20 protein-coding genes are annotated in these 19,174 nt (G+C 70.5%); 8 read left to right on the top strand and 12 right to left on the bottom strand.

Annotated features, from left to right (window positions below):
- Positions 1–32: 32 nt before the first annotated feature.
- Together IH44_RS0110690 and IH44_RS0110685 are read right to left on the bottom strand one after the other, a co-directional pair.
- Positions 33–506: an NUDIX hydrolase gene (locus IH44_RS0110690; protein WP_030459224.1), complete on the bottom strand. Its 474-nt coding sequence runs from the start codon at positions 504–506 to the stop codon at positions 33–35.
- A gap of 28 nt (positions 507–534) precedes the next feature.
- Complete coding sequence (locus IH44_RS0110685) at positions 535–1,464, bottom strand: hypothetical protein (RefSeq protein ID WP_051816747.1); 930 nt, start codon at positions 1,462–1,464, stop codon at positions 535–537.
- 50 nt (positions 1,465–1,514) lie between these two features.
- On the opposite strand from IH44_RS0110685, the gene IH44_RS0110680 reads away from it, so the two are divergent.
- The gene (locus IH44_RS0110680) at positions 1,515–2,165 is read left to right on the top strand and encodes an HAD family hydrolase (protein WP_030459222.1); all 651 of its coding nucleotides are present in this window, start codon (positions 1,515–1,517) and stop codon (positions 2,163–2,165) included.
- The gene (locus IH44_RS0110675; RefSeq protein WP_030459221.1) at positions 2,162–3,004 is read left to right on the top strand and encodes an NAD(P)-dependent oxidoreductase; all 843 of its coding nucleotides are present in this window, start codon (positions 2,162–2,164) and stop codon (positions 3,002–3,004) included. The genes IH44_RS0110680 and IH44_RS0110675 overlap by 4 nt, the downstream gene beginning before the upstream one ends.
- Here the strand turns inward: IH44_RS0110675 and IH44_RS0110670 are convergent.
- Positions 3,001–3,564: a guanylate kinase gene (locus IH44_RS0110670; RefSeq protein ID WP_030459220.1), complete on the bottom strand. Its 564-nt coding sequence runs from the start codon at positions 3,562–3,564 to the stop codon at positions 3,001–3,003. The genes IH44_RS0110675 and IH44_RS0110670 overlap by 4 nt on opposite strands.
- Positions 3,561–4,526 carry an AAA family ATPase gene (locus IH44_RS0110665; RefSeq protein WP_232794892.1) on the bottom strand — a complete coding sequence of 322 codons (966 nt, stop codon included), beginning with the start codon at positions 4,524–4,526 and terminating at the stop codon, positions 3,561–3,563. The genes IH44_RS0110670 and IH44_RS0110665 overlap by 4 nt, the downstream gene beginning before the upstream one ends.
- 355 nt (positions 4,527–4,881) lie before the next feature.
- Between IH44_RS0110665 and IH44_RS0110660 the strand changes: the two genes are divergently transcribed.
- Genes IH44_RS0110660 through IH44_RS0110645 form a run of 4 tightly spaced genes read left to right on the top strand, consistent with a single transcriptional unit; the run spans position 4,882 to position 8,822 of the window.
- Positions 4,882–5,889: a hypothetical protein gene (locus tag IH44_RS0110660; protein WP_030459218.1), complete on the top strand. Its 1,008-nt coding sequence runs from the start codon at positions 4,882–4,884 to the stop codon at positions 5,887–5,889.
- Complete coding sequence (locus IH44_RS0110655; protein ID WP_030459217.1) at positions 5,886–6,887, top strand: hypothetical protein; 1,002 nt, start codon at positions 5,886–5,888, stop codon at positions 6,885–6,887. Before IH44_RS0110660 ends, IH44_RS0110655 begins: the two co-directional genes overlap by 4 nt.
- Positions 6,884–7,795: an NAD(P)-dependent oxidoreductase gene (locus IH44_RS47195; protein WP_198544977.1), complete on the top strand. Its 912-nt coding sequence runs from the start codon at positions 6,884–6,886 to the stop codon at positions 7,793–7,795. Before IH44_RS0110655 ends, IH44_RS47195 begins: the two co-directional genes overlap by 4 nt.
- Positions 7,779–8,822 carry an FAD-binding oxidoreductase gene (locus tag IH44_RS0110645; RefSeq protein ID WP_035954664.1) on the top strand — a complete coding sequence of 348 codons (1,044 nt, stop codon included), beginning with the start codon at positions 7,779–7,781 and terminating at the stop codon, positions 8,820–8,822. Before IH44_RS47195 ends, IH44_RS0110645 begins: the two co-directional genes overlap by 17 nt.
- A 12-nt stretch (positions 8,823–8,834) precedes the next feature.
- Here the strand turns inward: IH44_RS0110645 and IH44_RS0110640 are convergent, their stop codons facing one another.
- Positions 8,835–9,857 carry a tryptophan--tRNA ligase gene (locus IH44_RS0110640; protein WP_030459214.1) on the bottom strand — a complete coding sequence of 341 codons (1,023 nt, stop codon included), beginning with the start codon at positions 9,855–9,857 and terminating at the stop codon, positions 8,835–8,837.
- Between the two features lie 135 nt (positions 9,858–9,992).
- Between IH44_RS0110640 and IH44_RS0110635 the strand changes: the two genes are divergently transcribed.
- Complete coding sequence (locus tag IH44_RS0110635; RefSeq protein WP_030459213.1) at positions 9,993–11,150, top strand: hypothetical protein; 1,158 nt, start codon at positions 9,993–9,995, stop codon at positions 11,148–11,150.
- A 54-nt stretch (positions 11,151–11,204) separates the two neighbouring features.
- On the opposite strand, the gene IH44_RS0110630 is transcribed toward IH44_RS0110635, so the two are convergent.
- From IH44_RS0110630 to IH44_RS0110600, 7 genes are all read right to left on the bottom strand, one after another.
- Positions 11,205–11,534, bottom strand: a complete 330-nt coding sequence (locus tag IH44_RS0110630) for a hypothetical protein (protein ID WP_051816746.1) — start codon at positions 11,532–11,534, stop codon at positions 11,205–11,207.
- A gap of 138 nt (positions 11,535–11,672) precedes the next feature.
- A complete protein-coding gene (locus IH44_RS40855) occupies positions 11,673–12,398 on the bottom strand; it encodes a hypothetical protein (protein ID WP_035954661.1) in 726 nt (241 codons plus the stop codon).
- 76 nt (positions 12,399–12,474) lie between these two features.
- The gene (locus IH44_RS0110620) at positions 12,475–14,271 is read right to left on the bottom strand and encodes a hypothetical protein (RefSeq protein WP_063759584.1); all 1,797 of its coding nucleotides are present in this window, start codon (positions 14,269–14,271) and stop codon (positions 12,475–12,477) included.
- A complete protein-coding gene (locus IH44_RS0110615; protein ID WP_157852254.1) occupies positions 14,268–14,816 on the bottom strand; it encodes a hypothetical protein in 549 nt (182 codons plus the stop codon). The genes IH44_RS0110620 and IH44_RS0110615 overlap by 4 nt, the downstream gene beginning before the upstream one ends.
- Before the next feature lie 426 nt (positions 14,817–15,242).
- Complete coding sequence (locus IH44_RS0110610; protein WP_051816745.1) at positions 15,243–16,130, bottom strand: DUF2637 domain-containing protein; 888 nt, start codon at positions 16,128–16,130, stop codon at positions 15,243–15,245.
- 220 nt (positions 16,131–16,350) lie between these two features.
- Positions 16,351–16,980: an ATP-binding protein gene (locus IH44_RS0110605; protein ID WP_051816759.1), complete on the bottom strand. Its 630-nt coding sequence runs from the start codon at positions 16,978–16,980 to the stop codon at positions 16,351–16,353.
- A gap of 80 nt (positions 16,981–17,060) precedes the next feature.
- Positions 17,061–18,047: a hypothetical protein gene (locus IH44_RS0110600; RefSeq protein ID WP_030459206.1), complete on the bottom strand. Its 987-nt coding sequence runs from the start codon at positions 18,045–18,047 to the stop codon at positions 17,061–17,063.
- Positions 18,048–18,371: 324 nt separating this feature from the next.
- Here IH44_RS0110600 and IH44_RS42585 point away from each other — a divergent pair, with 324 nt between their 5' ends.
- Complete coding sequence (locus IH44_RS42585) at positions 18,372–18,962, top strand: helix-turn-helix domain-containing protein (RefSeq protein WP_051816744.1); 591 nt, start codon at positions 18,372–18,374, stop codon at positions 18,960–18,962.
- The last annotated feature ends 212 nt before the right edge of the window (positions 18,963–19,174 follow it).

The raw sequence follows: 19,174 nt of genomic DNA, 5'->3' as shown, positions 1-19,174 counted from the left end.
TTGGGCATTCTGAGGACGCCCCGGGCGCCTGGTCAGAGGCGAGGCGTTCCGTGCTCCAGGTAGGAGGTCGCCGAGCGAGATCGGGCGTCAAGGCTGGCGTGGACCCGCCGGGCCAGGCGAGGGATGAGGAGCTCGTCGATCTGGTCAGCGGTCTGGAAGGCGTACTCGCCGATCTCCACTCCGTCCAGGTTGATCTGAGCTCGCTCTTCTACGGGGAGGATGCCCCCGTCGAAGACGAAGAGCAGCTTGTCGCCCTCGGTCGGGTGGGGTGCCCAGTCTGCGACGAGGAGGCGGCCGATGGGCGGGGTGATACCGAGCTCCTCCTTGACCTCTCGGGCCGCGCCCTCGCTCGGGGTCTCGCCGGGGTGGAGGTAGCCGCCCGGGATCTCCCAACCCGGCTTGTACGTGGGCTTCACTAGGAGCACGCGGCCAGCTTCGTCGAAGAACAGCACGCCGGCGGCGGTGCGCGGCTGGGCAACGGCCTCGGGTGCGTCGAAGTCGCTCATGACCATGACTGTAGCCGTCCCCGCCGGACTACCCCACGATGCGCAGCCGCTGGGCCACGCCCGCAAGCTGGTGGCTCGGCTTGCCGCGCTGCTGCCGGACCCAGGTGATCACCAGGTGTCGTGGGATGAAGTGGTAGCGGGCCTGCTCCGGGGCCAGTTCCTCGGCGTCGAGTATCAGGGCGAGGGCCTCGTCCGTGCGGTTCTGCGCGCTGTAGGCGCGGGCTACTTCGAGGGTGTGGCGGACACGCCGCTTGAGCGGCAGGGTGGAGGAGTCCACGCGCGGCCCCTGGTCCGTCGCGACCTGGACATCGCCCAGTTCCATGGCCGTTGAGATGCGGTGGATGGCGACGTTGGTCGGCCCGAAGGCCGTCCACATGTGGTTGGCGTCGTGACCGAGGCGCTGTGCGGCCTGGTCCGCTTCGGCGAGGAAGGTGCTCACCGTGGCCCGGTCGTCGAGCCGGGCGGCGGTCACCGCGCCGACGAGGAAGAGCGTCCCGTAGATCGACAGGTACGCGGGCGAGGCGTCCGCAAGGCCACTCTCCAGATAGCCCGCTGAGTCCGCCACCAGATCCCGCGCTGCGGTGAGACGGCCGCTGGCAAGGAGGCAGTGGGAGACCGATCGGAAGAGCGAACCCGTGACGACGAGGTCGCCCGACTCCTTCGCGGCAGCCAGACCGCGATCGGCGGCCATCCAGGCGAGATCGGCTTCCCCTATCTTCGTCAGGACCATGGCCGCGCCCTGGTACGCCATCGCGAGCAGGGCCTTGGCTTTCAGCCGGTCGTCGCCGTCGTAGGCACGGACAGCGCGCTGGGCCTGGGCGAGGATGTCGGGGACGAGCCTGGTCGCCCGCGAGTACCTGGCGTCCTTGTCGGCGGACAAGGTGGAGCCGACTTCGACGCGCAGGATGTCGAGGTCGGGTGGGTTGCTCGATTCCCGACGCTCCTCCGGGAAGGGCATCGTTGCTCCAGGCCAGAACAACCGTCCTTGCCCGCAGTAGAGTTGCCGCCGTGCAGCGACTCGCCTTCTTCGATCTGGACGACACCCTCGTCGATCGCACGCAGGGGTTCCGGGTGTGCATTCGCAGCTTCTGCTCCGACCTCGGCTTCGCCGAGGACATCGAGGAGTGGCTGCTGGACGCGATGTACGAGCGCGCCTACCGGAGCGACTTCGACCGCCTGCGCAGTGAGTTCGCCCTCTCCGCTCCGACAGAGGAGTTGTGGCAGCACTACTGCAGCGGCATGGCAGCCGCCGTGACCTGCCCACCTGCGGTTCTGTCCGGCCTGGAGGAACTGCGCGCGGCCGGTTGGCGGCTGGCGGTCGTGACCAACGGTGCCGGCGACATACAGCGGGCCAAGCTCGCGAGGACCGGGATCGATCGGAGGGTGGACGCCGTGTGCGTCTCGGAGGAGGTGGGCATCCGCAAGCCGGAGATCGGCATCTTCACGGAGGCGGCCCGCCTCCTGGGAGCCGACGGGCTCTCCGGCGGGTGGATGGTCGGCGACAGCCCCGAGAAGGACGTGGCCGGTGGGCGGGCTGCCGGTCTGAGGACGATCTGGGTGTCCGGTGGTAACGGCAACGCTGTCGAAGCGGATCACGTCGTCTCGGACGCCAGCGAAGCCATCGAGTTGTTGCTCGGGATGAACGGGGTTCACGCATGAACAGCGGTCGGCCGGTGGTCGGAATGCTGCACCCGGGCAGCATGGGTGCAGCGGTCGCGGCGCAGATACGCCAGGCAGGGACGACTGTCCTCTGGTGCTCTGCGGGCCGGAGCGAGGCCACCCGGAGTCGCGCGGTCGAGGCCGGCCTCACCGAGGTTCCGAGCCTCGGCGAGTTGGTCCCGCGGTGCGAGATCCTGCTCTCCGTCTGCCCACCTGCCGCTGCCGAGCAGGTTGCCGCCGAGGTCGCGGAGCACGGCTACGGAGGGGTCTACGTAGAAGCGAACGCCGTGACCCCGGAACGGGTCAAGCGGATCGCGTCGGCGCTGCCTGAAGCGACGGTCGTGGACGGCTCGGTGGTGGGTTCGCCTCCGCGTGGCGGCAAGCAGCCCCGCCTGTTCCTGTCCGGCCCCGAGCAGGCGGTCGACCAGATGGTGCGGCTCTTCGCCGGCACCGATGTACGCGCCCGTGTCCTCGGAGCCGAGCTCGGACAGGCCAGCGCGCTCAAGCTCTCGTACACGAGCTATCAGAAGGCGTCCCGGGTGCTCGCGGCGCTGTCGTACGCGCTGGCGGCCGACCACGGTGTCGAGGACGAGCTGCTGGAGATCGCCTCCGGTCGTTCGGGGAGCTACCTGGTGGAGACCGGCTACATTCCCAAGACAGCTGGCCGGGCCTGGCGTTGGGCGCCCGAGCTGGTGGAGGCCGCCGAACTGCTGGAGGAGTGCGGGCTGCCGGGTGAGCCGATGCGCGGCGCGGCCGAGGCACTTCTCCGTTGGGAGGGTGCGCGGGATGCGGAACTCAGCCTGGTGGACGCACTGGACCATCTCCACGAACGCCGTTAGAAGACCGGCTCATCGGCTGGCTTCAGCGCCTCGATGATGACCTGCGCGGACTCCTCGATCGACTGCCGGTCAGTCCGCAGACGGAGGTCCCACCCTACGGAGGGGTGGGCCAGGACGTCGGCTTCGGTGGCGTCCCAGGCGGCGAGGCGGGCCGGGGTGTCGGTGTCGCCGCGCAGGGCGGACCGCTGCTCGGTCACGTGCCGTGGGCACGAGAGCTGCACGGTGAGCCAGGATGCCGGGTAGCCCGTCGTGAGGGCGTCGATGCCGGCGATCTGGCCGAGGTGGATGATCGGGATTCGACCGGCGGTGAAGACGGCGTCGAGGCCCGGTCGATCGATCAGGTAGGTGTTGTTGTAGCGGTCGTTGCGGTAGATGACGCCGCCGCTGGCTTCGAGCTGGTGGAGTTGGTCGGGGGTGCCCATCCGGTAGCCCTGGCTGCGGCCGCCGCCGATCTTGAGTCGCGCGAACTGGGCCAGCCGTGGGTCCTGCTCGATGAGGGCCGCGGTGATGGTGTCCTTGCCACTGGCCGGCGGTCCGTACAGGATGATCCCGGTCTTCATGCGCGTGCCACTCCCAGGGCGTATCGGGCTTGGTCGGCGACCGCGATGGCCGATCCGTAGCGGTTGTCGACGACGAGGTGCGGGACGACCGGGCGGAGGTCGAGGTCGATCCCGTCGACGTAGTTCGTCCAGTTGCTGAGCTTCCAGGCGTCGCGGGCGGCGGAACGGAAGGCGATGTACTCGCGCATGGAGTCCGCGTCGCACTCCAGCCAGATCGGCGTGACCTCCACCTGGTGCGCCGCACAGCGGTTGGTCAGGCGCCGCATCCACACCGGATCGGTCATCTCGCTGATGAACGGGGCGGTGGCCACGGTGGAGATGCCGCACTCGACGTTGGCGAGGATCGACTCCATGAGGCACTGGTACTCCAGCGGCCGGACCTCGGTCCGGTAGGTCTCGGACTGCCGGTCGTTGGGGTCGCAGCCGAGCTCGGTCAGCAGGCGCTCCACCAGCGGCCGGGTGAGCGGGTCCTTGTCGAGGAGCGGCCAACCGGTCAACTGGGATATGAACTTGGCGAATTCGGACTTACCGCTTCCAGCGAATCCACCGATCAGCAGGAGTGAGGGCTGGTTCGGGTCGCCACCGGTGTGCCGACGGCGCCAGGCGTCGAGGATTCGTTGTTGGGCGCCCTGGATGCCGCCCTTCGCCGAAGTGGGCACCAGGTGCTTGAGCGCCCGGGTGACAGCCTGGACGTGCTCGCTCTCCAACTGCTCTCTTAAGTCGGCGACTTGATGACCGACCTGCTCGGCCGGGAGCGCCTTGCGGAAGCCGAGCTCGGGCTCGGTCGCCCGGTAGAGCAGGCAGTACGCGCGCCGGTAGTGCGGCCCGGGAAAGACTTCGCCCTGTTCGTGCTGCCACAGCGTCTGGAAGTTGGCGGCGGGTGCGGAGAGTCCTGCGCGGCGCGCGGTCTCACGGAGCCGTTCGCCGGCCGCCTCCAGGGTGAGCCCGTGGGCTTCTCGCATCTCCCGCAGTTTCTCGGGCCGCCAGCCCGATCGGTCCCTGCTCAAGTCCCCCACCAGCTCACGGTTCGTCAGCATGATTCCGAGCCTAGGTCCGAGGTCGGCGATCCCATGTGTAAGCGGATGTTGAAGTCACGTTGAGCGGGACGGCGAACGGCCTCGACAACTCGGAGTGATACAGCGATCACGCTAGGCCCGCTGTGATGTCCGTGGCAACAGTGCCCACCGGTACGAACGAACTGGAGGCCGCACCATGTTCCATCCCGCATCACGCTCAGATGTACAGTCAACTCCCTTCATTCCGCGTCAGGTTCGCAGGACGACCACGCCTCCCGGAACCCCCGACGGCTCCGGCTCGGTGGACACGCAGCAGTTCGCAGAGGCCCTTCGCGGTGAAGGGGCCGAAGCCGACGAGAGCTGGCGCGACTGGGCCCGCCGCTTGCTCGACGGCGACGGCCTCACCCCGGCCCTGCTCACCCAGGTCTGGGCCGAGGTCGTCGCGTTCGACGACACGCTCGCCGAGTTCCTGGTCGATCCGGTGGTCGTGCCGGACGGCACGGTGACCGTCTCGGGCAGCGGGAAGGAGACCTTCAAGACGTTCAACGTCTCCACGGCCGCCGCCCTGCTGGCCGCCGCCAGCGGTGCGAACGTCGTCAAGGGCACCTCGTCGTCGGTCTCGGCCGTCTCGGGCGCGTCCGACGTCCTGGCCGCGCTCGGCGTGCCCTCGCTGACCGATCCCGCCCGCATCCCCGAGTTCACGGCCACGTACGGCATCGCCTTCGTCGACTACGCGTCCTTCTGCCCGCGTTACGCGGCCCGCTACGACGGCCGGTTCGACTTCCTCAGCCCGATGAGCTTCTTCATGCCGGCCGCGACCCTGGTCGTGTCGGCCGACGCGTTCCTTCACGGGCTGGCCCACGACGACGTGCGGACCGCCGCGTCGGGCATCCATTCGGCGCGCCCGGACATCGCCCGCGGCCGGGTCGTCACGACCTGGATCGGGCCCGGGCAACGGATCGACGAACTCGCCTCGTTCGGGACGAGCACCAGCGCGGTACTGCAACACGGAGCTGTCCAACTCGTCAGTCAGCACAGTGACGGTGCCACCGGTCCGTGGCGGCGGGCCGTGAGGCACCGCACCGACCACGCCACCAACGCGGCTGCCCTGGTCGAGTCCCTCCGCCCGGACGGCGACCCGGCCGTCACGGACTTGGTCGAGCGCAACGCCGCCGCGATCCTCGCCGCCGCGCACCCGGGAGTCGCTGACGACGAGGCCCTCCAGCTGGTCCGGGAGGCCCGCCTGGACGGCCGCGCCGAGCGGCTCCTTCCCCGTCTCCGCACCGCCGCCTCGAAAGGCCTCCGATGACTCCGCAACCGCTGCCCGTCAACGAGAACTGGGTCGGCAGGACGCTCGGCCCCCTCACCCGCCGGTTCACCCACCACGACCGGCTGCAGGACGTCCTCCCCCTCGACTCCGACCGCCCGCTGGCCGTCGTGACCGGATTCGGACCGACCAACGCCCCGACCGCCGGCACCCTGTCGGTGATGCTCGGGGTGATCGAGCTGCAGCGCCACCTGCGGGTGCCGATGACCGTGGTCGTCTCCGAGCTGGGCGCGTGGAACTCCCGCAACGTGCCGTGGAACCAGCTCACCGCCGTCCGCGACCAGATGTTCAGCTTCATGCGGGCGATCGGCCTGGACTCGCAAGCCGAGTTCGCGCCGGTCCGGATGCGCTCGCACACCGACACCGCCAACCTCGTGCGGTGCGGGCGCATCGCCCGGTTCCTCAGCCGCCAGGACTTCCTCGACCACCACGAGGACCTGGTCGAGCTCTACCAGGACCACGGTCTGCTCGGGGGCGAAGTCGGTCTCACCGTGGACGCGCTCTACACCGTCGCGGACATCCTCGGCCCCGCTGAGGAAGGCGCCGCCCGCGTGTTGATGCTCTCGGGTCTGGAGGAGAGCTACTTCACCGAGCTGTCGCGACTCGTCCTCGACCGGCAGCGGGAGGCTGGCGAGCTGAGCCTCGGCTGGCAGGTCGAGCTCGGGGCGCTCTACTTCCGCGTCCTGGAGGGCCTGGGCGGCTACCCCAAGATGTCCAAGAGCATCCCCGCTTCGGGCATCCACCTCGGCATGGCGGACGAGGAGATCGCCGCCCGTGTCCTCGCCGACGACGAGGCCAGCCAGCGTCCCCTGCTCTCGGCGATCGAACTGAGCAGCGGCTGGACCATGGTGGAGATCGACCAGGCGCGGGCGGCATTCCGGCGCAGGCGACAGGAGGCCACCGGGTGGGAGCTGGCCAAGCACCGGTTCGCCGAGACGTTCTCCACCTTCGCCAGGATCTGGCGGGAGTGCGGCCGGTGACCGCAGGTCAGACGTTCGTCGTGCTGGGAGGTGCCGGCCGTCTCGGTCGGCACCTCCTGACGATGCTCCGCGCGCAGGGGCACCGAGTCATCGGCGTTTCCCGAAACCCTGCCGACGACTCGCCGCCGGACGGCTGGGTCTGCGCGGACCTGACTGCTGCCGCCCGGTGGGCATCGGTGCAGGACCGGCTGCTAGACCTGCTGGGCGGTGCGGGGGAGGTCGTCCTCGTCGATCTCGTCCTCGACCGGACGAGCGTCGTCTCGATGCGACGGTCGATCTCTGCCGCCACCACCTTCACGGTACGAACCCGTCGGCTGCTGGCCGTTGAGGGACATGCGGTCCGGGTCTTGGCCGCAGGCACGACGGCCGCACTGGCACCACTGGGCTTCCAGACGCCCTACGGCAGGGCCAAGCGTCAACAGGCTCTCCACTACGCGCGGTTGGAAGCCGTCGACCTCGTTCTGCTGCCCCAACTCGTCGGCACCGCCAAGCCCGAACGGTCCGGAGACCAACCGGGCGCGGTCGCCGGCAACAGCTGCACCTACGAGGCTGCCGCAGCAGCTCTGCAAACCGTCGGCCACCACCCGGCGCGACGCTCGCTGTGGGTCGTTCGAGGAGGTGATCCGCAACCGTACGTCCGCCGCGGGATCGCCGGCTTGCCCAGCGCACTGGGCTCGCTCGTCCTCTCCCGCACGGTGGGCCGGAACAGCCCGACCGTGCACCGGCGTGCCAGCCGCGAACGGCTCGCGCTCCTGCCGCCCCGTGTCCGCGCCGGGGTGGACCACCACGGCGCGCCCGAACGGCTCGTCCGCGCCTTCGAGAGGTACCTGGACATGCCCCGCGCCCGGACCGTCATCGCGGGTGATCAGCCCGCCCGATCGAAGGAAGACGATGAGCAGTACCCCTGACACCGTCGTTCTCGGCACCGGCTTCGCCGGACTCACCGCCGCCACCCGGCTGGCCGAGGAAGGGCACCACGTCCGCTGCCACGGCGACGGCGCCGCCGGCGCGTCCCTGCAGAACTTCGGCCAACTCCACTCGGGAGCCGTCTACGCCCCCGTGCTCCCCGAGGTTGCGGCCGCCTGCTGGCAGCACCGCTCCCGCTGGTCCGGTCTGATCGGCGAGGACGTCCGACTTGCGCCGGGCTTGGCCCTCTTCGGCTCGCACAGCGAAGTCGAGCGCTACGCGCAGGCGTGGTCCGACATCGGGATCCCCGCACGACCACTGTCCGCTGCAGAACTGGACGGCTACGGAGTTCAGCCGTCCGTCGCCCCTGCCGCCGCCTTCGCCCTGCCCGACCTCTCGGTGGACATGGCCGCCGTGCACTCCAAGACCATCGCGCACGCGGCGACCCGCGGGGTCGGCTTCGCCCGTCCGGCGTCGTGCGCGCCGGTCCTCTCCGGGACCGAAGTGGTCCTGTGGAGCGCGGATGCCGGGTACTACCGGCCCGACACCCTCGTACTGGCGGCCGGCCACCGCACGGTTCATCTGCTCGACCTGCTAGGCATCCAGCACCCGTTGGCGATCGGCAACCTGCCGTACGGCGTCCTGGAGGGACCGGTCCCCCGACTCCCGCTCACCTACTGGCTCGACGGCGACCTGCTCGCCGTAAGCCCCCAGCGCAACGAACTCCGTGTCGCACTTCCCGGACGTCCCGGCGGTCCTGCCGACGACGCCGTCGAGCACTACCGGATCGCGGCGGCCCTGTCGGCGCGGTGGCCGGGTCTGCCCGCAGAGCGGGTCCGTCTGCAATGGGGTCAGGTCGCGGAGCCGATAGGTACCGGACCCGACCCGTCGGCGGTCGTGGTCGATCTCCGTCATCCGCCTGCCAGCTGGGGGCAGGTCGCGAACCTGGTCGTCTGTCTGCCGGGCAAGTGGACCACCGCCTGGCACGCAGCCGACCAGGTCGCTCAGACCGTGGCCTCCAGAAGCTGACAGACCGGGGGATCAGCCGCCGATCCCGATCGCCTTCCGCACCTGCTCCAGCACCGGCTGGGCCCGCCTGCGCGCCTTGGCCGCGCCGATCGCCAGCAGTTCCTCCAACTCGCTGCCCGGCTGCATCAGCGCGTCGTACCGCTCGCGCAGCGGGCCCAGCTGCTCGTTCAGGACGATGTACAGCTTGTCCTTCAGCTCGCCCCAGCCCATGCCGCCAGCCTCCAGCCGCGCGCGGACCTCGGCCGTCGTCGCCGGATCGGCGAAGTGGGAGAGCAGCTGGAACACCGAGGAGGCGTCAGGATCCTTGGGCGCCTCAACCGGCGTGCTGTCCGTCGGAATCCGGCGCACGGTCTTCCGCAGCTCCGCCTCCGGCGCGAACAGCGGGATCGTGTTGCCGTACGACTTGCTCATCTTCCGGCCGTCGGTACCGGGCAGGGTGCGGCCGCTGTCCTCGGTCGGCACGACGGCCTTCGGGATCTTCAGCCGGAAGGCGTCTCCGTAGACGGCGTTGAACGCGCCGGCGATGTCCGCCGCGTACTCCACGTGCTGCAACTGGTCCTTGCCGACCGGGACGAGGTCCGCCTCCATGATCAGGATGTCCACGGCCATCAGCACGGGGTAGTTGAACAGCCCCATGTTGACCCCGGCGTCCAGATCCTCGACCCCGGCCTCGCGGTTGCGGTCCCGCGCCGCCTTGTAAGCGTGGGCACGGTTCATCAGTCCCTTGGCGCTGAAGCACGAGAGCGCCCAGTGGAGTTCGAAGATCTCCGGGACGTCGGACTGGCGGTAGAAGATCGTGCGCTCGGGGTCCAGCCCCGCCGCGAGCCAGGTGGCTGCCACCGAACGGGTCCAGCGGCCGAGCAACTCCGGATCGCGTACCGACGTCAGCGCGTGGTAGTCAGCGATGAAGTAGATCGACTCGGCCCCACCGGCCAGCTCCAGGGCCGGCTTGATGGCCCCGATGTAGTTGCCGAGGTGCGGTTCTCCGGTCGGCTTGATGCCCGTGAGCGACACCTTCGGTTCAGCAGTCACCATGCAGAGAGCCTACCGGCGAGACCACCACGGGGATGGCGATTCGCGACAGCGCCGACCTGCAGTTCGTCTACCAAAATGCCCGGGCACACCTACGCCGTAGAGCCATGCGGCTGTTCGAGGATGAAGGAGAATCAGATGAGCTGGACGGCTGTCCGGGCAACCACGGAAAGCTGGGCGACAGGGAGGGCGGTGACGCGGCGCCGCAGCCAGGAACTGGTCTCGGTGATGAGGATGGCGCGGGCCCTGGTCCCGTTGGTGGGCTCCTCGGCCTCCGACCGGGACGCTTTCTCCCCGGTCCGAACCGCGATCGAAAAACGTGTCGCGGTCGGGCACCGTCTCTACTACCAGTGGCTGTCTCCCTGGCTCGTCCCTATCGCCCTGCCGCCGCTGCTCGTCGTGATGGGAGGCAACCCGCGCGCCTCCGCCTTGATCGTCGCCTTGGTCTGGACGTTCGGAGCTGCGCTGTGGCTGCCCAGCGTTCGGTACCGGGTTCTCACGGCCCGGATCGCCGTCGCCTTGGCCACCGGCCTGACCACCTTCACCTGGGTCATGGTGTTCAGAGCGCCGAAGCAGTGGGTGTCGCCGTGGCTGTTTCCGCAGATCGGCCGCGCCGCGCTCGTGATCGTCATAGTCGTCGAACTTCCCCTTCTGATATGGCGCCTGATGGTTCATCGGCGCAAGGTCAGTCAGGAGTGTCATTCGTACGACGCCCTGGTCGTCCGGATCGTTTGGGTCGCCCACCGGATCCACAGCGAGCGCAGCACGTGGCGCTCGTCGGCTGCTTGCCGCCGATGGGCCGAGGCTGTGGAGACACTTGCGGTCGACGCCGCTCGCTGTCTCGCCCTCACCGATCGGACCGATGCCGCGGACGGGCAGCTTCGCAAGGAGTTGCGTGTTGAGGCCGACCGCATCGCCGAAGGAATCCGGCTGTTGAAGGCCGACCTGGTGAGGGCGAGGTCCGAAGCAGAGGTGACAGCCGTGGTCGAGTCCCTGGTGCGAGGCATGCTGCTGGTCGCACGCGGTGACCGGGCCGCGCTGCTGGCGACGGCTCCTCCACCTGCCGCCGCTCCTGGCCTCGTGTCTCGTGTACGGGCCAGGGTCGTCCCGGCCGCCCTGTGGTTCGCCGCGGCCTGGCTGGTCCCCCTGATTCCTCCCATCGCGCGCCACCCCGCCTTGGCGCAGACCGCGATGTGGTCCCTCATCGTCTCCGGCACGACGGCTCTGGCAACTGCCAACCCCGAAGTACGCTCGCGGATTCAGGAGGTCGTGGCGAAGGTGCTCCCACCGGCGTAGGCGGCGCTCCGGCCGACGAGCGAGTCGGCCGGAGCGCCCGCCTCCGTGTTCTCGTCAGCAGTCTGTCGGCCAGATCGTCCCAGCGAGGAGTCCGTCGAAGGCGAGTGCGCGCATGGCGGTGTCGAAGTCGTCCCACTCGTATTCGGGTTCGGTGTAGTGCTGGTCGAAGTAGGCGCGGGTGAGGTCGGGTTCCTCCCACTCGTGTGCGCAGTGGCAGCGGACGAAAACCTGGTGGAGGACGTTGAGCAGAAGCCAGTCGCGGCGGGCGTGGCAGTGGGCGCAGGTGATGGGGATGCCGCGGGCGTCGAGTTCGCCGGGGTGGGGGACAGCGCGGACGACGGGGCGATGGTCGTGGGCGGGGAAGTCGGGATCGTAGTCGGTCATGTGGTCCCTTCCGACACGGTGGCGTGATGCAAGGGACCACAAGACCTGCGGTGGCCGGGAAGTTCCCGACCGCCGCTGAGGACATCACATCGACACCTTGGCCTGGCCGCTGTCCGACCGGCCGGGGGTGGTTGGAGGTCAGTCCTCTCCGTGGGCGAGGGTGTCTCCGGGTTCGGGCGCGAGGACGTAGACGAGGTTTTCGTACTCGGCGCGGTCCTCGTCGGTCATGGCGGCGCCGGGGTCGGGGATCAGGGTGCCGTCGGGGAGGTGGCCGTAGTACTTGGTGAGCAGGGCGTCGAGGGCGCGGGGTGCATCGGCTTCCTGTTCGGTGTCGAAGTCGAGTTCGAGCTTGATCTGTGCGAGGACGGCTTCCCTCTCCCGGTCCGTGCAGGTGCTGACGAGGGTCTGTTCGGCCTTGGTGAAGGGGCGGCCGTCGCGGTGGGTCCAGGTCTTGGTGGCGATCAACGCGGGAAGGTCGGCGTCGAGCAGCAGCGCGACGACCTCGGGGCGGATGCCGGTGCGGGCCCAGTAGCTCAGGCGCCCGTAATCGGCGCGGTCCTCGTCCGTCATGGCGGCGACGATGTCCTCGCGGGCGGTGCCGTCGGGGAGGTTGCGCGCGTACCAGTGCAGGAGGACGCGGACAACGCGGGCCGGGTCGTCGCCGAGGCCCTGGGCGAGGCCGAGCCTGTACGCGAAGATCAGGGTTTCGAGCGCTTCGTCGGTGGCCTGGTGGGCGAGGGCCTGCTCGGATTCGGTGAAGGGGCGGCCGTCGCGGTGGGACCAGGTGCCGGTGTCGGGGCGGATGGTGAAGTCGGCGTCGTTGAGCAGGCGGAGGATGTCGAGTGGGCAGTCGGGCTGGGTCAAGGTGGTGAATCTCCTTCGGAGAGGCTCGTGGTGATGGCGTGACGGGGCGGGGGTGTTCCGGGCTCCTTAGCCGGGTTCAGGGGCGGTGGGCGGGCCGATGCGGTGCCGGCAACTGTGGCCCTGGTACCGCTGCGCCGGGCGTCGGCGGCCCGCTGGGCTTGGTGGGGTGGGGAGTTGGGGGCGGCGTGGCAGTGCGGGCGGCGGTGCTCCTGGACAGTGCTGCCGACGTGCGGCGGTCTTCGGGCGTGATGGTCGGTGCGGGGGCTGGGAGGCGGGCGTCGCGGCGGATGCGCCAGGTGAGGACGGCGGCGGGTGAGTCGGCACTGGCGAGTTCCCGGCGCCCGACGGCGTGGGCAAGCAGGACGGCGGGGTCGTGGCCTGCTGCTTGGGCTTCGGCGAGGGTGGCAGCGAGCGCCGCCCAGCCGTCCCGGTCGCCGAACAGCCGGACAGCCTGGTCGGAGGGCAGCACCTGCCGGACGGCGGTCTCCTGCCGGTCGCAGTCGGGCTCCGGGAGTTGGCGGCCTCGGGTGTCGAGTACGGCGTACGGCCGTCCGGCGTGCCTGCCGTAGGCGGTGCGCAGGTGGTCGGCCGCGGTGCGGGCGGCGTCGGCCTGGTGCTGGTGGCCTTGGGCGGCGTGCCACTTGGCGATCACGAGCGCGAGCAGGATCAGGCTGGACAGGATCGTGGCGGCGGCCGTGCCTTCCTCTCCTCGGCTGCCGGTGGGGCCGGCGTAGAGGAGTTCGCGGGCGGCGGAGCGCATCGCTCGCAGGTCGCTGCGGGCGGCGCGGGTGCGGGCGACGGCTGCGTATTCGAGGACGCGGGCGGCCTGGTTGATCTCCTTCCTGGACAGGACGGGGCTGGTGAGGGCGAGGGCGTCGAGCGTCTCGATCGTGCCGCTGACCACCGCGGCGACCTGCCCGGCTTGGGGCTCGTCGTCGAGGATGCCGGTGGCGCGGTCGGCGGTGGTGCTGACCCGGTATCGGACCGCGCCCGGACGACCCTGGTCGCCCGGGCGGTTGGGTGCGGGCTGGTCGAGGCCGGCGGCGAAGCGCTCGTGGATCTTGGGCAGGGTGAGGTCGGCGGCGAGCTGGCTGCCGGAGAACCACACCAGAGGGCCTGGGTCGCTGGTGGGGAGGGCGAACTTGTAGCCCTTGGCGTCGCCGGAGGGAAGGCGGCGGACCTCGAAGGCGATGCCCTGCGTGGTGAGGCGGGCGAGGAACTCCTCCTCCCCGGCTGCACCGGCAAGGGCCCGGCGAACACCGGTCCGCAGCCGCTCCCGCCCGGTTTCCCCCTGGCCGAGGCGCTCCGCCTTGCGCAGCTCCGGGCTCTTGGCGCGCTTGGGGATACCGACCCGGTACTCGCGGGTGCGGGTGCCGGACCAGTCCTTGAGCCCGAACTCGCACTCGATCTCGGTGAGCTCGGTCTCCGTCCGGTACTGGTCGCCCCGCAGACGGGCCTGGGTCAGGTCGGCGCGCACCGTGGTGGCGAGGATGTGGATGTGGTTGTCCCCGTGGTGCACGGCGACCCACCGGCAGCCGTCCGGATCGCCGTCGGGGGCGATGCCGGCGGCGGCCACGACCCGGCGGGCGACCTGGCCCCACTCCTCGTCGCTCAGGTTCCGGTCGTCGGGGTCGGCGCGGACCATGCGGTGGTAGACGTGCTTGGCGACCGGCCTGCCGTAGCGGACGACGTGCAGGTCGAGGGCGTCCCGCAGCTGCGCGAGGGTGGCCTCCCGGTCGCGGCCGGGGTCGGGCGCGAGGCCGTCCCAGGACGCGACGAGGTGCGGGTCGGTGTGCTCGTTGCGTCGGCCCGGACCGTACAGGTACTGCAGCGCCTTCAGCGTGTTCGTGCCGGAGCGGGCCGTGGTGATCACCGGCGGACGGCCTTCGCCACCCGCATCGCCACGGCGTCGACCTCGGCCACCGCCCGGCGCGCCTCGACCACCAGCGTCGTGGCCTTGTCCAAGGTGGCCTGCGCAGGGCCGTGCTCGATGCCGAGCTGGGCGTTGAGCTGGAAGGCGATCTGGTTGGCGTTCACGCCCACCCGGGCGACCTGGAACCGCACCGCGTCCAGCGCCCGCACAGCCTCGTCCAACTGCTCGTCCCGGGACACCATGCCGGCGCCACCGACGGTCAGCGCCTGGCGCTCCAGGTAGTCGGCCACGTTCAGGCCGGTCTCCTGCGCGATCCGCTTGATCTGCGCTGCGCGCTCCGTGGTGCAGCGGAAGCCGAGCTTCTTCGTCTTCGGGTTCTCGTTGTCACGGCGGCGGCGCTTGGGACCGCGGACGCTCGCGCGCTCAGCACGGTCGGCAGGGCGGGCGGGCACGGTCGGCTCGTCGGCGGGCGTCTCCTCCTGCTTCGCCGCGCCCTCGCGGTGAAGCCCCGGTGCTGCCGCCCTCGGCAGCACCGGTCCGTCCACGCCCCCCTGGGCGGGGACGCCCGCGTGCGTGGCCCCGTAGGGGCCCCGCACGCACTCGCTTGCTCCGCTGTTGGCCTGGAGGTGGTCAACTCCGTTGCGGTTCAGGGAGCTTACAGGGTTGCCGGGCTGGTCGTTGAGGGTCTGGCGGGTGGTGTTCACGGGTGTGCTCCCCGGTGGTGGTGGCGGTGCGGGCGGGAGGTTTCCGGGCAGGTGCCGGTTCGGCCGCACCGGACTTCGCGGATATGGGCGGCGTGTCGGGCGGAACCATCTGGGCGTGGACCGGCGCGCGGGAGGGCGGTCCACGGCGCGGGCGAGTTCTGCCGGGTGCGGTGGCGGGGTGGTGGACTTCTGCCGACTGCGCGTGCGAGTCGGCAGAAGCCGGTGTCCGGCCGACCGATTCGGTCGGCCGGACACGCGGGCGGGCGGTCAGTCCGTTCCGGGGTCCTTGCGGCCGTGCTCGGCGTTCCAGACGAGGCGGAGCCTCTTCATCAGCTCGGTGAAGCGGGTACTGCCGAGCGGCAGGTCGGCTTCCCGGATGGCCTGTTCGACGATCGCGCGGGTGAGTCGGCCATGGGCGATGGCAGCCTTGAGGCCGATCTCCACCAGTTGCTCCATGGGTGCTCCGGGCGGGCGGCCGATCGGCTTGCCCTGTGCGGTGGCGGCAGACTTCCCGACGTGGGGTTCGTCGGACGGCTCGGCGGGTTCGGCCTGCTCGTCGGCTGTGGCGTCCCGAGTGCCGTTCGGCTGGTCATCGGGTTCTGCCGACTGGGGACCGGGGAGTGCGCCGCTCCACTCGTCGGGCAGAAGGCCGGCCGCAGACAGCAGCGTCAACAGCGCGTTGTCGTCGCTGCGGTCCTCCGCCTGCTTCGGCCAGGACTCCGCTTCGTGGTCGGCGGCCACCGCATCGGTAGAGGTCGTGGCGTTCGGCGGGTCGTTCTGCTCACCGTGGCGGGCGACGAGGATGTAGAGGTGGACGGCACCGGCGAGGGCGAGCGGGGCGAGGGTGGACAGGACGCCGACGACGGTGTCGCTGAGCCTGAGCCCGCTGCTGGTGGCGGGCATCTGGTTGAGGCGGACAGCATGCAGGGCGTTGGCCCAGACGCTGGTGGCGGTGGCCCCGGCGAAGAGGGTCCAGGCGTAGGCGCGGGCGGGCCAGCGGGCGTCCCGCAGCACGAGCAGCGCCCGGACGCCGTAGGCGATGAACCCGTCGATGATGACCGGGAACAGGTAGGTGAGCGGGCCGCGGACGTGGGTCGCGGCGGCCATCTGCCGCAGGGCGTCGTAGGACAGGACGAAGCCGAGGACGCCGAGCAAACCGACGGCAAGGCGGTCAAAGACTGTGGCACGGACGGACGGCGTGGGGGTAGGGGGGATCGCAACGGTGGTCAAGGTGGTGCTCCAGGGGTGGCCTCGCCGCGCGCGGGCATGGCGATGCGGCGAGGCGGCGGCGGGGTGAGCGTGTGGGAGGGAAGCGCCCCGGCTGGGCCCGCGCCGGTGATGGTGCGCGGGCACGGGCGTCAGGGACGTCGGCCGGTCAGGCGGCGCTTCTCCGGCGGCGGTCGGTGCCGGTGAGGATGGCGCGTTCGCACATCTCGGCGAGGCGGGAGGCGGTGCGGTCGCCGAGGGCGGCCTTGATCTCGCCGAGCGGCAGGTTGGTGGTGAAGAGCGTCGGGAGCATGTACTCGTAGCGGTGGTTGACCAGCCGCAGGGTGAGCTCCTCGGTCCACTCGGACGCCTTCGCGGCGCCGATGTCGTCGAGGAACAGCAGCGGGCTGGTCATCAGCTCGCGCATCTCGCGCTCGGTGTCGACGCCCTGGCGGGGGCGCTGGGAGGCGTACAGCTCGGTGGTGGTGATCTTTGCCCACCGCAGACGCACACCGGCCGCGAGCAGGCTGCGGATCGCCCCGTACGCCTGGTGGGTCTTGCCCGAGCCGGTGGGTCCGGCGATCAGGAGCGACGGGCCCTGGGCGATGCCCGGGGTGCCGCCGGGGCCGGGTCGGCAGGCCAGGGTGACCTGCTGGACCCAGGTGGCGACCTCCGGGTGGTCGGCAACGGCGAGGCGGTAGCGCGGCGGGATGCGGCGGTCGGCGAGGTCCAGCGCGGTGGACGGCTGGCCGGTGTCGGGCAGCGGCCGGTCGGGGTCGATGCCCTTGGCGGCCAGCATCCGCTCCAGGCGCAGGACCGCACCGGAGGCCGACTGCGGCTCGCGGCGCTCGTCCGCGCGGCGGGGGCTGGGCAGGCTGGTCACAGGTCCCCCTCGTAGTAGGCGCGGGCGTCGGCCGGGTTGGCGAAGGGCTGGTAGGGCGCGCGGGCAGCGCTGTGCCCGGTACGGGTGGCCCCGGCGGGCTGGGCGTTGATCGCCTCGTGGACCATGCTCGGCAGCACGCTCGGGCTCATCGGTTTCGCCGAGTACAGCCGCAGCCCGGCCCGGATGTCGTCGGCGCCGGTGCCGCCGTCGAGCAGGTCCTTGATGACCTTGCCGAGGTGGCCCCGCACGTTGGCCGGTACCGGCTTCGGGCAGCTGGCGACGTACTCGGCCACCAGGTCGCCCGCGTTCACCGACGGCTCGCCAGTGGGCGCGGCGAAGCCGCCCCCTTCAGGGGTAGGTCCATGGTCCAAGGTCCATGGTCCAGGCACGACGTTCTCCGGAGTCCTCCGGAGGGGCTCCGGAGCAACCGTCTGACCTGCACTTTCGCTCGGACCTGCCGCATTGCGCACTAGCAGGGCCGCTGCGGGGGTGGGAACGGGGTCGGCCGCGAAGGGCCGCTGGGCGGGGGCGGTCTCCACCGGGGTCGCGAGCGGTTCCGGAAGGCTCCGGAAGTTCTCCGGAGCCGGGTGCGCGCAGCCCTGGCCCTTGGCCTTGCACTTGCCGCACCAGCCCGCGGGCTCGTGGACGGGGCAGGCGGGCAGGCGCGAGGCGGTGGGGTGGGAGATCTTCTGGTGCTCGTGCCACTTGGTGACGTGCAGGTACTGGCGGCCGTCGCAGCCGGTGTAACGGCAGATCAGGCCGGTCTCGGCAAGCTGACGCAGCTCGTCCTCGGTGTCGAGCGCGGTGTGCTCGGGCCGCAGCGACCAGAGCGCGCCGTTGAGGACGGCCGCGTTGTCGCGCTGGCGTCCCTCGTCGTCGGCCTGGGTGAGCAGGCAGACGAAGGTGCGCTCGGCGGTCAGGGATACCGAGGCGAGGTCCTCGGAGACGGGGTACTCGGGCTTGATGGTGCGGATGCGCGCCATGGCCTACCGCCCCGCCTTCGGGGCGAACGGGCGCGAGACAGGTGCGCCGCACAGGGGCGACGCCGTACGCTGGAGCACGCTGGTCCTTCCTCGGTGCGCATGGGCTGCAACCCTGCACCGTGGTCGATCGTCATGGATGGGCGGTTTTGGGACCTTTCAGGCCCTCGGTGTTGGTAGCACCGGGGGCCTTCGGCCTTTTCGAGGCGAGGCGCAGGCCGCCGTTCGCGATGCGCTTCGACTTGACATGCGTTTCACTATGCATGACTATGGCACCCCGGCGGCCGTTATGCAAGTCGCCTCGAAACTAGATGCGAGGTGAATCGAATGCCCGGGCAGGACAAGGCCGCGGAGGCCCCCTCCGGCGCACTGGTGCGGGAGGAGCCGGAAGGCGGTTCGACCGGTGAAGCCGCTGTCGCCGGCCTGAGCGAGGAGAACGCTGCCGAACGGGTCCGGCTGGAGCGTGAGCTCCGCGGATGGAGCACCGGCGAGCTGGCCAAGCGCATGACCGAGGCCGGCTACCCGATCAACCAGTCCTCGGTCTGGCGCATCGAGAGCGGCGAACCCCGGCGGCGGATCAACCTCGACGAGGCGATCGGCTTCGCCAAGGTCTTCGACCTAACTCTGGAGGACTTCCTCGGCCCCTCGACCTCGCCCGAGGAGAAGATCATGCAGCAGCTCGCCGACCACGTGATCTTCGGGTACCGGACGACCGCGCAGGGCGCCGAGTTCACGACCAAGGCTCTGGCCGCCGCCGAGAAGTACTGCCAGGACTTCCCCCACAACCGCAAGCGGCTGCGCGGGAAGATCGCGATCGGCCTCTCCTTCGAGTACCGCAGATACGCCCCGACCCCACTGGTCCAGGAGTTCCTCAAGGGCGGCAAGATGCCGACCGAGCCGGTCCATACCGACGAGTGACCGGACGGGGTCTCTGCGCTGGCTGTTGCAGACCGCCCACGAGGCTCCGGCCAAGATCTTTTTAGGTAAACGGCCGGACCGTTCCTACTGTGCTCACCGAGCTCGCCGGCCATTTGGCGCGGCCGGAATCCAGAGCTAACGTCACACCCCACGCGGCCACCAACCGCGCGACCGCCCATCCACGACGCTCGACCACGGTGCAGGGTTGCAGC

Origin of the sequence: Kitasatospora sp. NRRL B-11411, assembly GCF_000721345.1 — a bacterium.
GTDB classification, from domain to species: domain Bacteria; phylum Actinomycetota; class Actinomycetes; order Streptomycetales; family Streptomycetaceae; genus Kitasatospora; species Kitasatospora cineracea.
The sequence above is the reverse complement of the archived record's forward strand: the minus strand, read 5'-3'. Positions and strand labels throughout refer to the sequence as shown.